General features: G+C 72.2%; 11 protein-coding genes and 2 pseudogenes. 9 read left to right on the top strand and 4 right to left on the bottom strand.

All coding sequences use genetic code 11. The features are described from left to right. Window positions 1-178: 178 nt before the first annotated feature. From Leucomu_RS12565 to panB, 7 genes and pseudogenes are all read left to right on the top strand, one after another. Window positions 179-1,432, top strand: a complete 1,254-nt coding sequence (locus Leucomu_RS12565; RefSeq protein ID WP_228407350.1) for an IS256 family transposase — start codon at window positions 179-181, stop codon at window positions 1,430-1,432. Window positions 1,433-1,789: 357 nt separating this feature from the next. After that, complete coding sequence (locus Leucomu_RS12555; RefSeq protein ID WP_017883733.1) at window positions 1,790-2,236, top strand: MaoC family dehydratase N-terminal domain-containing protein; 447 nt, start codon at window positions 1,790-1,792, stop codon at window positions 2,234-2,236. Then, on the top strand, window positions 2,233-2,661 hold the full coding sequence (locus Leucomu_RS12550) for a MaoC/PaaZ C-terminal domain-containing protein (RefSeq protein ID WP_017883732.1): 429 nt from the start codon (window positions 2,233-2,235) through the stop codon (window positions 2,659-2,661). Before Leucomu_RS12555 ends, Leucomu_RS12550 begins: the two co-directional genes overlap by 4 nt. Window positions 2,662-2,750: 89 nt before the next feature. After that, a complete protein-coding gene (locus Leucomu_RS12545; protein ID WP_267128496.1) occupies window positions 2,751-3,908 on the top strand; it encodes a UDP-N-acetylmuramate dehydrogenase in 1,158 nt (385 codons plus the stop codon). Window positions 3,909-3,913: 5 nt separating this feature from the next. Beyond that, window positions 3,914-4,801 carry a Rossmann-like and DUF2520 domain-containing protein gene (locus Leucomu_RS12540; protein ID WP_128387429.1) on the top strand — a complete coding sequence of 296 codons (888 nt, stop codon included), beginning with the start codon at window positions 3,914-3,916 and terminating at the stop codon, window positions 4,799-4,801. Beyond that, window positions 4,798-5,661, top strand: coding sequence for a pantoate--beta-alanine ligase (gene panC, locus Leucomu_RS12535; protein WP_128387428.1), 864 nt, complete (start codon window positions 4,798-4,800; stop codon window positions 5,659-5,661). Before Leucomu_RS12540 ends, panC begins: the two co-directional genes overlap by 4 nt. A gap of 11 nt (window positions 5,662-5,672) precedes the next feature. Then, window positions 5,673-6,522 (top strand): annotated as a pseudogene (gene panB, locus Leucomu_RS12530) (3-methyl-2-oxobutanoate hydroxymethyltransferase). Window positions 6,523-6,568: 46 nt separating this feature from the next. On the opposite strand, the gene Leucomu_RS12525 reads toward panB, so the two are convergent. The 4 genes and pseudogenes from Leucomu_RS12525 to Leucomu_RS15995 all read right to left on the bottom strand — a co-directional run. Further along, entirely contained in the window at window positions 6,569-7,978 is a 1,410-nt protein-coding gene (locus Leucomu_RS12525; RefSeq protein ID WP_128387427.1) for an O-acetylhomoserine aminocarboxypropyltransferase/cysteine synthase family protein, read from the bottom strand. Beyond that, a complete protein-coding gene (locus Leucomu_RS12520) occupies window positions 7,975-9,276 on the bottom strand; it encodes a MalY/PatB family protein (protein ID WP_128387426.1) in 1,302 nt (433 codons plus the stop codon). The genes Leucomu_RS12525 and Leucomu_RS12520 overlap by 4 nt, the downstream gene beginning before the upstream one ends. A gap of 67 nt (window positions 9,277-9,343) precedes the next feature. Beyond that, on the bottom strand, window positions 9,344-9,766 hold the full coding sequence (locus Leucomu_RS15775; RefSeq protein WP_164884560.1) for an SDR family oxidoreductase: 423 nt from the start codon (window positions 9,764-9,766) through the stop codon (window positions 9,344-9,346). Between the two features lie 106 nt (window positions 9,767-9,872). Further along, window positions 9,873-10,124 (bottom strand): annotated as a pseudogene (locus Leucomu_RS15995) (SDR family NAD(P)-dependent oxidoreductase); the annotation flags it as partial. 212 nt (window positions 10,125-10,336) lie between these two features. On the opposite strand from Leucomu_RS15995, the gene Leucomu_RS12505 reads away from it, so the two are divergent. Both Leucomu_RS12505 and Leucomu_RS12500 read left to right on the top strand, forming a co-directional pair. Next, on the top strand, window positions 10,337-11,002 hold the full coding sequence (locus Leucomu_RS12505) for a TetR/AcrR family transcriptional regulator (RefSeq protein WP_128387424.1): 666 nt from the start codon (window positions 10,337-10,339) through the stop codon (window positions 11,000-11,002). Between the two features lie 46 nt (window positions 11,003-11,048). Continuing rightward, entirely contained in the window at window positions 11,049-11,951 is a 903-nt protein-coding gene (locus tag Leucomu_RS12500; protein ID WP_128387423.1) for a LysR family transcriptional regulator, read from the top strand. The last annotated feature ends 97 nt before the right edge of the window (window positions 11,952-12,048 follow it).

The following is a 12,048-nucleotide window of genomic DNA, read 5'->3' as shown; positions in this document are numbered from 1 at the left end:
CGCCCTCAGGTGCCCGCTCCTGCCGACTCCACCCACCCCTGCACCCGCACCGATCGACGTTCAAGCACCTCGATCCGGGTTGTCGGGGGACTGTCTGAATAATGGTGTGTGAGGGTCCGGCCTGATCCGAAAGGAGATGGCCGTGGCTGACACGACCACTGTCGTTGTTGACGACGAGATGATTGATCCCGTGACCGGGGAGATCATCGATCAGAAAGAACTCGCAGAACGCTTGCTCGCGCAGGCGAAGGAGCAGGGCGTGAGCCTGACGGGGCCGGGCGGCCTGCTCAGCCAGCTCACGAAGAACGTCCTCGAGACCGCGCTGAATGCCGAGTTGACCGAGCACCTCGGCCACGAGCACGGCGGGACCCCAATCGGCGAGAACATGCGTAACGGGACGCGGGTCAAGACGGTGCTGACAGAGATCGGCCCCGTCGAGATCGAAGTCCCGCGAGATCGAGACGGGTCGTTCGAGCCGGTGATCGTCCCCAAGCGGAAACGCCGACTGGACGGCATCGATCAGATCGTTCTGTCCCTTTCCGCTCGGGGGTTGACGACCGGTGAGATCGCTGCGCATTTCGACGAGGTCTATGGGGCGAAGGTCTCCAAGGACACGATCAGCCGGATCACCGAGAAGGTCGCCGGGGAACTCGCCGAATGGTCGAGCAGGCCGTTGGATGCGCTCTACCCGGTGATCTTCGTCGACGCGATCGTGGTGAAGGTCCGTGACGGGCAGGTGAGGAACACCCCGTTCTATGTCGTGATGGGCGTCACCGTGAACGGGGAACGCGACATCCTCGGCATCTGGGCCGGTGACGGTCAGGAGGGTGCGAGGTTCTGGCTGCAGGTGTTCACCGAGCTGAAGAACCGGGGTGTCGAGGACGTGCTCATCGCGGTCTGCGACGGGCTGAAGGGTCTCCCGGAGGCGATCAACACCACTTGGGAGCAAACGGTCGTCCAGCAGTGCATCGTCCATCTGATCCGCAACAGCTTCCGCTACGCCGGGCGGCAACACCGCGACGCGATCGTCCGTTCCCTCAAACCCGTCTACACGGCCCCGTCGGAGCAGGCGGCGAAGGATCGGTTCGAGGAGTTCGCCGCCGAGTGGGGCGGACGGTATCCGGCGATCGTGCAGCTCTGGAAGAACAGCTGGGCGGAGTTCGTGCCGTTCCTCGAGTATGACGTCGAGATCCGGCGGGTGATCTGCACGACCAACGCGATCGAGTCAATCAACGCTCGCTATCGGCGCGCCGTGAGAGCTCGGGGGCACTTTCCCAACGAGGCCGCCGCGCTGAAATGTCTCTACCTCGTGACGCGGTCGCTTGACCCGACTGGCGGCGGAAGGGCACGCTGGGTGATGAGGTGGAAGCCCGCGCTGAACGCGTTCGCGATCACCTTCGCCGGACGGTTCGAGAAAACCACTCACGAATGAAAACCGCCGGATCCCACACACCGTTTATCGGACAGACCCGTTGTCGGGGTGCTTGAACGTCGATCGGTGCGGGTGAGAAGGGGGGGAGGAGAGAAAGCCGGGAAAGGGGAGAGGGATGAGGAGGGCGAGAGGGAAGAGGGGAGAGGGATGAGGAGTGCGAGAGGGCGAGAGGGGAGAGGGGAGAGGGGAGAGAAGGCGGGGAGAAGGGAGAGATGAGGAGGGAGAGCGGCCGGGGCGGGGAATCGAGGAGGGCGGAGGCGGGACGGAGCGAGGAGGGAACGCGGGCCGGGGAGAGAAGGGAGGCAGAGGAGGGGGCGGGAGGAGGGGGCGGGAGGAGCGGCGCTGTAGACTGGCGCCGTGGTGAATCCAGAGATCCAAGGCCGGGTGTACCCGCCGACCGCCCCGTATCTGGTGGGTCGCGAGAAGGTGCGCGAGTTCGCGCGCGCCGTGCAGAGCGACTCCCCGCTGCACCTCGACCCCGAGGCCGCCCGCGCCGCCGGGTACGCCGACGTCGTGGCGCCCCCCACCTTCGCCGTGGTGGTGCAGGAGTCGACGCTGGCCCAGCTGCTCGCCGACGAAGAAGCGGGCGTCGATTTCTCGCGCGTCGTGCACGGGGATCAGCGCTTCAGCTACACCCGCCCGATCGTCGCGGGCGACGAGCTGACCGCGACCCTCACGATCGCCGCGGTCAAGCAGCTCGGCGGCAACTCGATGGTCACGGCGTCGAGCAGCATCTCCGACGCCTCCGGAGCGCACGTGGTCACAGCGATCTCGACGCTCGTGGTGAGAGGGGAAGACGCATGAGCGCGGCACCGGTCTTCGAGCAGCTGAGCGTGGGCGACGTGGTCGCCGAGCGCGAGTCGCGCCTCACCCGCGACAGCCTCGTGCGCTACGCGGGCGCATCGGGCGACTTCAACCCCATCCACTACCGCGACGACGTGGCGCAGTCGGTCGGGCTGCCCGGCGTGCTCGCCCACGGCATGCTCACCATGGGGGCGGCCGGTTCGGTCGTCACCGACTGGCTGGGCGCCGCGGCCTGGGTGGCTGACTTCCAGTCGCGCTTCACGCGCCCCGTTCCCGTCGATGCGAGCGAGGGCGCCGCGATCGCGGTCACCGCGACCGTCGCCGCCATCGACGCCGAGGCGCGCACCGCCCGCATCGACCTCAAGGTCGTCTTCGACGGATCGACGGTGCTGGGCAAGGCCCAGCTGCTGGCGGCGTTCGCGTGACTCGGCCCTCGGCCGCGGATGCGGCGGAATCCGACCCGGGCGCCTCTGAGACGATCGGCGACGACACGCCTCTCTCGCAGCTGACCACGATGCGCGTCGGCGGCCCCGCCGAGCGCATCCTGGTCGCCCGCAGCGGCGACGAGCTCGTGCGCTGCGCGACCGAGCTCTGGCATGGCGACGAGCCCTGGCTGCTGCTCGGTGGCGGATCGAACACGGTGATGAACGACGAGGGATTCCCGGGCGCGGTGCTGCTCGTGCGCAGCACGGGCATGGAGGTCGTGGACGACCCCGAGCAGCCCGAGGGTCGCGTTCGGCTGCGCGTGCAGGCCGGGCACGACTGGGACGCGCTCGTCGCGGCGTGCGTCGAGCGCGGCTGGTCGGGCGTCGAGGCGCTGTCGGGCATCCCCGGCCTCGCGGGAGCGGCTCCCGTGCAGAACATCGGCGCGTACGGCCAGGAGCTCTCCGATGTGCTGCACTCGATCGAGTTCCTCGACCGCGAGAGCGGAGAAGTGCAGCGCCTCGCCGCGGAGCAGCTGCAGCTGGGCTACCGCGACTCCGCGATCAAGCGCGGTCTCGAGGGCGTCGTGCTCTCCATCGACCTGCTGCTCTCGGCGGGTGCGGCCGTCGAGCCGGCCGCACCCGCCGGGCGGCACGCCGCGCCCATCGAGGCCCCCGCGGCGGGCGAGGCGCTCTCCGAGCCCGTGCGCTACGCCCAGCTCGCCGCGGCCCTCGGCGTCGAGACGGGCGACCGCGTGCCGGTGCGGCGGCTCAGGGACGCGGTGCTGCGGCTGCGGGCCTCGAAGGGTGTGGTGCTCGATCCTGACGATCACGACACCTGGAGCGCCGGATCGTTCTTCACCAACCCCATCGTCACCGAGCGCTTCGCGCGTACGCTCCCCGAGAACGCCCCCCGCTTCCCGGTCGGCGACGACGAGCCCGCCCCCGCCGTCACCACGCTCGAGGAGCTGGCCGCGGGGGTGCCGATGCGCTTCCCGCAGCCCGCCCCCGAGCGCCGCATCAAGCTCTCCGCAGCCTGGCTGATCGAGAACTCGGGGGTGCCGCGCGGGTTCCGCCTGCCGGGATCCGGCGCGGCGATCTCGTCGAAGCACACGCTCGCCATCACCAACCGCGGCGGGGCCACCGCCGCGCAGGTGGCCGAGCTCGCGCGCTTCGTGGTGCAGCGGGTGCAGCAGGAGTTCGGCGTGATCCTCGCCCCCGAGCCCAACCTCTACGGGCTGGAGCTGTAGCGGGCATGCGCGTGCAGGTCGTCGGACGCGGCCGCGTGGGCTCAGCGCTCGCGCACGCGCTGGGAGAGGCCGGCATCGACGTGCTGCCCCTCGGGGGCAGGGGCGCCGACGGCACCGATGCCGACGGCCGCCCGGTCGACGCCGTGCTGCTGGCCGTACCCGACGCCGCGATCGCCGAGGCCGCGGGGCTCATCGCCCCCGGCCCCGTGGTGGGGCACTGCTCCGGGGCGACGGGGCTCGACGCGTTGCGGCCCCACCCGGCCTTCTCGCTGCATCCGCTGCTCACCGTGCTGGGGGCGGGTACCTCCTTCTCCGGGGCGCACGCCGCGGTCGACGGCTCCGATGAGCGGGCGCTCGCCGTCGCGCAGCGGCTCGCCGTCGCGCTCGGGCTCGAGGCTTTCCGGGTGCGGGACGAGGATCGCGCCGCGTACCACGCGGCGGCGGCGATCGCCTCGAACTTCCTCGTCGCACTCGAGGGCTTCGCCGAGCAGCTCGCGGCCGGTGCGGGGGTGCCGCGAGACGCCCTGCGGCCGCTCGCGGAGGCGGCGCTGCGCAACTGGGGCGAGCGCGGCGCCGAGGCCGCGCTCACCGGGCCGATCGCGCGCGGAGACGAGGCGACCGTGCAGCTGCAGCGCGCGGCGGTCGCAGAGCGGATGCCGGATCGGCTGCGCCTGTTCGACGCGCTCGCTGCGGAGACGCGCCGACTCGCGGGCCGGCCCGCCGATCCGGATCCCGCTGTCACCGAGGCGTCGTCACCAGGCTCGCCCGATCCCGCGCCCTCCCGTTCGTCGGGTCGCTCCCGTGTCTCGGACGAGGGTCGAGGATCGGATCCGAGGCACGGGGGAGCCCCGACGAACGGCACGCCGCCCGCAGACAAGGAGACACCCGCATGAGGATCGTTCGCACCGTGCGCGAGCTGCGCGAGGCCGTCGCCGCGGCGAGGGCCGCCGGCTCGACCGCGGCCCTCGTGCCGACGATGGGCGCCCTGCACGAGGGGCACCTCTCGCTCGTGCGGGCCGCGCGCTCCGAGCACGGCTTCGTGATGCTCTCGATCTTCGTGAACCCCAAGCAGTTCACCGACGCCGCCGACCTCGCCGCCTACCCGCGGGAGGAGGGGCGCGACGCCGCCCTCGCCGAGGGCGCGGGAGTCGACCTCGTCTTCGCGCCCGACGCGGCCGAGCTCTACCCCGGCGGCTTCGCGACGACCGTGCACGTCTCGGGCGCCATCACCGAGACGCTCGAGGGCGCCGGCCGCGGATCCGCGCACTTCGACGGCGTCGCGACCGTCGTCTCGAAGCTGCTCATCGCCGCGGCGCCGGACGCCGCCTACTTCGGGCAGAAGGACGCGCAGCAGCTCGTCGTCGTGCGCCGCATGGTCGCCGACCTCGGCCTCCCCGTGCGCATCGTCGCCTGCCCCACCTCGCGCGACGAAGACGGTCTCGCGCGCTCCAGCCGCAACGTGCGCCTCGGCGCCGAGCAGCGAATCCGGGCCCTCGCGATCCCGCGCGCGCTCGACGCGATCGCGGAGGCCGCGCGAGCCGGCGAGACCGACGCCGCCGCCCTGCTCGCCCGCGGCGAGGCCGTGCTCGCGCAGAGCGGTGTCGACGCGGAGTACCTCGCCCTCGTGCAGCCCGATACCCTGGAGGCGGTGCAGCGGGTGACGGAGCCGACGCTCTGCGCCATCGCCGCGCGCGTCGGCGACGTGCGGCTCATCGACAACGTGCTGCTGGGCGACGGGCCCGGGCGGCGGTAGGGAGTGCTGAGATGCCCAAGGTGACCATCCCGAGCCTGCTCGAGCGGGGCCGCACCGGCGAGGCGATCGTCATGGTGACGGCCTACGACTTCCCCGGTGCGCGAGCCGCCGAGCGCGCCGGCGTCGACATGGTGCTCGTCGGAGACTCCGGCGCGCAGGTGGTGCTCGGCTACCCGTCGACCGCCGAGGTGACCGTCGACGAGATGCTCACCCTCGCGAAGGCCGTGCGCCGGGGCACCGAGAGCGCCTTCCTCGTGTGCGACGTGCCTTTCGGATCGACCGAACAGAGCGACGCCCAGGCCGTCGCCACCGCGGTGCGCTTCGTCAAGGAGGCCGGCGCCGACGCCGTCAAGCTCGAGGGCGGCGGCGCTGCGCAGCTGAGCCGCATCGGAGCCATCGTCGCCGCGGGCATCCCGGTGGTGGGGCACGTGGGCCTCACCCCGCAGACCGCGACCGCGCTCGGTGGTCTGCGCGCCCAGGGCCGCACCGAGGCGAGCGCCGCACGCGTGGTCGAGGAGGCGATCGGCGTGCAGCGGGCGGGTGCCTTCTGCGTGGTCGCCGAGGCCGTGCCCCACCGAGGTGACCGCGGTGCTGCGCGAGGCGCTCGAGATCCCGGTCATCGGCATCGGCGCGGGGCCCGCGGAGGGGCAGGTGCTCGTGCTGCACGACCTGCTCGGGGTGACCGAGGGGCGCACCGCCAAGTTCGTGAAGCGCTACGGGTCGATCGGGGACGACACGGTCGCCGCCATCTCGGCTTACGCCGACGACGTGCGCTCGGGCGGGTTCCCCGGGCCCGAGCACCAGTACACGGCGAGTCCCGAGGCCGTCGCCGCGGCGCGGGCCGCCGCCCGCGACGCGTAGCGCCCGCGACGCGTCGGGTCCGCGGGCCGATCGCCCCGGGCTCCGGTTACAGCGCGGCGACGCGGTCGAGCGCGCTCCGCAGGTCTCGGATCAGGTCGTCGGCCGACTCGAGCCCGACCGACAGTCGCAGGAGGCCGGGGGTGATCCCGAGCCGCTCGTTGATCTCGGGTGAGAACGTGCCGTGGGTCGAGGTGAGCGGGTGGATGATCATCGAGCGCGTGTCGCCGATGCCGGTCATGCGCGAGAAGACGCGCACCCCGTTGACGAGTGCTCGCGCCCCGTCGACGCCGCCGCGCACGGTCACGCCGAACACCGAGCCGGTGCGGCCGCGGCCCGCGTCGTCGGCGCCGTAGTTGCGCACCGCGAGCTCGTGCAGGGGGCTCGAGGGCAGTCCGGCGTAGTCGACCGAGAGCACCTCGGGCTGCTGCTCCAGCCAGGCGGCGACCCGCAGCGATGAGGTGACGTGGCGCTCCATGCGCAGCGACAGCGTCTCCATGCCCTGGTGCAGCAGGAATCCGTGCAGGGGCGACAGCGTCGGGCCGATGTCGTTGACGACCGACTCGCGTACGGCGCGCGCGTAGGCGCCCCTGCCGAAGCGATCCAGCATCGAGGGCACTCCCGGCCGCGACGACTGCGTGATGAGCGGGTAGCTGCGACCCGCGCGCTCGGCGGCGTCCCAGTCGAAGTTGCCGCCGTCGATCACGGCTCCGCCCACCGCGGCGCCGTGCCCGGTGAGGAACTTCGTCGTCGAGTGCACCACGATGTTCGCGCCGTGCTCGAACGGTCGGATCAGCGCGGGCGTGCCGACGGTGTTGTCGACCACGACCGGCAGGTTGTGGCGGGCTGCGACCTCGGCGATGCGGCGCAGGTCGGTGATGTCGTTGCGGGGGTTCGGGATCGTCTCGGTGTAGATCGCCTTCGTGCTCGGACGGATCGCGCGCTCCCACTCGGCGTCGTCGTCGGCGTCCCACACGTAGTCGAACTCGATGCCGAAGCGCTTGAAGCTGCGGCCGAACAGGATGCGGGTGCCGCCGTAGATCGATCCGGTCGAGACGATGTGTTCGCCCTGCTGCGCGAGTGCGAAGAGCGCCGCCGAGATGGCGGCCTGCCCGCTCGCCACGGCCACCGACACGGTGCCGCCCTCGAGCGAGGCGAGCCGCTCCTCGGCCACCCAGTTGGTAGGGTTGCCCTGCCGCGAGTAGATCGGAGCGTGCTCGCTGGGGGAGAAGCCGCCGGGCTCTCCGTGGCCGGGATGCTCGTCGGATCGCCAGTGGATGCTGCCGTTGAAGCGGTTCACCTGGTCGTCGAAGTCGTCGAAGAGGTATCCGGCGGAGAGCGCGATCGGCGGCACGCGCAGCCCGCTGTTCTTGTCGGGGTACTCGCCGGCGTGCACCTGTCGGGTGTCGAAGCCGAAGCCCTCCCAGTCGTAGATCGGCTGCGCAACGTTCTCGGTCATCGGGGCTCCTTCGAGGAGTGGGGCAGGATCGCCGAGATGCGCGCGACGGCCTCTCGGATCGTGTCGGGGGCGCAGGCGAGGTTGAGGCGCACGTGCCCCGCCCCGCCGGCGCCGAAGTGGCGGCCGTCATTCAGCGCCACCCGCGCCTCCTCGAGGATGCGCGAGCAGGGGTCGCCGCCGAGGTCGGCCTCTCGGAGGTCGAGCCAGGCCAGGTAGCCGGCCCGGGGCCGGGTGAGCCGCACCCCCGGCAGGCGCTCGGCCGCCAGTTCGCCGAGCAGCCGCTCGTTCCGCTCGACCTGCGCGATGGCGCGGTCGAGCCAGTCGCGGGCCTCGGAGAACGCCGCGACCCCGGCGTGGAGGCCGAGGATGCTGGCGCGGGTGACGGTCTCGGGAGGCAGCCCGCGCAGCACCGCGTTCGCGCGCTCGTCGGCGGCCACGATCACCGAGCACTTGGCGCCGGCCAGGTTCCAGCCCTTGCTGGCGGAGGTGGCGATCGCGGCCAGGGCGCCGGCCTCGGCGGCGAGCGGGGCGAACGGTGTGAATGGCTCGCCGGCGAAGGCGAGCGGGGCGTGGATCTCGTCGGAGAGCACGAAGACGTCGTGCTCGGCCGCGAGGCGCGCCAGCGCGGCGAGGTCTTCCGCTCGGTGCGCGAGACCGTGGGGGTTGTGCGGGTTGCAGAGCAGGAAGGCGTCGATGCCGGGATCGTCGGCGAAGGCGCGCTCGATCGCGGCGAGGTCGAGGCGGGGCGCGGTCCCGTTCGCGGTCGGGCTGCCGTGCTCGGGGCGGGGCCCGCGCTCGGGGGCCGGCTCGGGTTCGCGCGACGGCACGAGCGGGATCTCGACGATCTCGAACGGCACCTCCTCGAGCATCTCGAAGAAGCCGGGGTAGACGGGGGTGGGCAGCGCGATGCGGCCGCCGTTCGGTCTGAAGACTCGCAGCGATTCGACGATGCCGGTGGCGACGTCGGTGGCCAGGTGCACGTGATCGTGCGGCACCTCCCAGCCCCAGCGGTCGCGAGCGAAGCCGGCGAAGGCGGGGGCGAGGGGGCCGGGGCCGTCGAGGTAGCCGATGTCGGAGGCCTCGATGCGGGCGGTGAGCGCGTCGCGGATCTCGGGGGCGACGGCGAAGTCCATCTCGGCGACGAAGAGCGGCAGCACGTCGGCGGGGAAGCGGGTCCACTTGATGCTGGTGCGCCGCTCGCGCAGCAGGGCCGGGTCGAGCTCGGCGAAGGGCACCCCGCTGGGGTCGGCCTGCGCGGCTCGGGCGTCGGCGCTGCGGAGACAGTCGGCTGCGGTCATGCCCCCATGCTGCCCCGCGGTGCGGTGGCGGCGCGAGCCGGCGAGTAAAGCGGCGTCACACTCGCCGTCACTGCATGTGGCCGCCTCCGTTGACGTCGGTCGTGGTGCCGGTGATGAAGCCGGACTCCGCGTCGGTGAGGAATGCGACGGCGCGCGCGACGTCGGCGGCGGTGCCGAGGCGGCCCACGGGGATCGAGGCGCGGTAGTCGTCGTTGAACCGCGTCGAGGTCATGGCGACCATGCCTGCGTCGATGCGCCCGGGGGCGACGGCGTTGACGGTGATGCCGCACGCGGCGAGCTCGCGGGCGAAGGATCGAGTGAGGCCGAGCAGGCCGGTCTTGGTGGCGGCGTAGTGGACGCCGCCGATGCGTCCCCCGTTGCGGGCGGCGAGCGAGGCCACGTTGACGATGCGGCCGTAGCCGCCGCGCTGCATGGCGGGGGCGAGTGCGCGGATGCCGAGGAAGGCGCCGGTGAGGTTGACGGCGAGCACGGCGTTCCACTCGTCGAGGGGGGATGTCGACGCCGTCGAGCTTGGCGCCGTCGTGCTTGGGGGAGATGCCGGCGTTGTTGACGAGCACGTCGGGTGCGCCGAAGGTCGTGTCAGCTCGGTGGCGGAGCTCGTCCCATCCCGCCTCGTCGGCGACGTCGTGGGCGACCGTGAGCAGTCGCTCGCGGGCGGGCTCATCTCCGAGCGACGCGGTGACGCGCTCGCCGAGGGTCGCGAGGGCGGCCTCGCTGACGTCGCTCGCGATGACGCGATCACCGCGGCGCAGCAGGGTTTCGACGATGACGGTCCCGAGGCCGCCTGCGGCGCCGGTGACGACTGAGACGTGCGGGGTTCGGGGCATGGGGGCTCCTGTGGGACGGGCCTGCGCGGGGCGCGGCTGATGTGCGGTTCGTTCCGGATCGGCCCGAGGGCCGCCGTAACATTGGTGAGAGTATACTCTCAAGTGAGAGTGCGCTCTCAAACTCTGCGCCCCGCGCTCCGCCGACCGGAGAACGGCCGCGATCAGGGACAATGGGAACCGACAGAGGCTGAGCCGGGGAGCGGAGAAGCGGAATGGCTGAAAAAGCAGTGAACAAGCCCGGAGGTCTCCGTGCCCAGGCGAAGGCCGACGTGACCCGGCGCATCCGAGAGGCTGCCGAGACGCTCTTCATGACCCGCGACTTCGGCGACGTCACGACGCGCGAGATCGCGCAGCAGGCCGGTATCGGGGAGGCCACGCTCTTCCGCTACGTCGCCTCCAAGGACGAACTGCTCACCATGATCTACGGCGATCAGATGCAGACGCTCGTCGATCGGCTCGAGGCCGCGGACGACGCCCTCGCAAAGCTGCCGCTCACCGTCGATCGCGTCCTCCAGCGCATCTACGCCTTCTACGAGGGGCGCTCCGAGTTCTTCCTGCTGCACCCCGACAACGCGGCGCGCTACCTGCGGCAGTCGTACGACCTCTCGAGCTCGGGCCGCGAGCGCGCGATGGCGCTCGGCGACCGGGTCGTCACCCGGGTCACGACAATCCTGGAGAAGGGGCAGCGCGAGGGGCTGGTCAGCGACGTCGTCGAGGCCTCGCTCGTGGCGCTCAACTGCCACGGCGCGTTCCTGCACGAGGTGAACCGCACGCGCACCCGAGGATTCGAACCCGAGACGATCTGGGAGCGGGTGCTGGTGCGTCTCGACGCGCAGCTGCTGCCTCTCATGCGCTCGGAAGAGGCCGGGGAGCGGTGAGCGCCGGATCGGGGCCGACCGCGCCGCCGCCGGGAGGCCTCCGCGCGTGAACTTCTGGCGCCTGCAGTGCTTCGTCGCGCTCGCCGAGGCGCGGCACTTCGGGCGCGCCGCCGACCGGCTCTTCATCTCGCAGCCGGCCCTCTCCGCGCAGATCCGCCAGCTCGAGGAGGCGCTCGGGGTGGTGCTCGTCGTACGGCAGCCGCGGGTGGCGCTTACCGCGGCAGGCACGACGCTCTACGCCGAGGCGCTCAAGATCCTCGAACTCGTGCACCGCGCCGAGCGGCTCGTCTCCCCGGGAGGCACCGCGACCGCGGGCACCCTGCGCCTGCTCTACACCCGCTCCGTGCCCGCTGAGCGAACCTTCGACCTCATCGAGGGGTTCCGCGCCGAGGCGCCGCGCGTGGAGATCGACCCGCACACCGTGTGGACCTCCGACAGCGTGGAGCGCATCCGCGCGGGCTCCGCCGACGCCGCCTTCGTGCGACTGCCGCTCGCCGATCCCGGTTCGCTCGAGGTCGTGGTGCTCGGCTCCGACGTGCAGTGCGTCGCGCTGCGCCGCGGCCATCCGCTCGCGGCGCTCGACCGGCTCGACGTCGACGATCTGCTCGCCTACCCACTCGTGCACTGGCCCCGCCGGGAGGCGCCCGGCAACCACGACGCGGTGCTCGCGCAGTTCTCCGGCGGGCGGCGGCTCGGTCTCGGGTCGCCGCAGCCCGACCAGCACCGCTTCGCCGCGGTGGCCCGCAGCGACGGTTACGCGCTCGCGCACGAGGCGGCGATCCCGCTGCTCCCGGACACGCTCGTCCCGAGGCCCCTCGAGACGCCTCCGCGCAGCGAGTGGGGCCTCGTGTGGGACGGCGCGGCCTCGCACGACGGCGCGCGCATCGCCGCCGCCCTCGGCGACTATCTCAGGCGGACCTCGGAGCAGGCCGATCCGCCTGCCGGATGAGGGCATAAGCCGAACCCCGTTGCCCCGGGCCGAGCGCCCTCCGTAGCGTGAGAGCGTTCACGGCTCGCGGCGGATCCCGCCGCGACGCCGCAGGGAA

Source organism: Leucobacter muris (assembly GCF_004028235.1).
Taxonomy (GTDB): domain Bacteria; phylum Actinomycetota; class Actinomycetes; order Actinomycetales; family Microbacteriaceae; genus Leucobacter; species Leucobacter muris.
The sequence above is the reverse complement of the archived record's forward strand: the minus strand, read 5'-3'. Positions and strand labels throughout refer to the sequence as shown.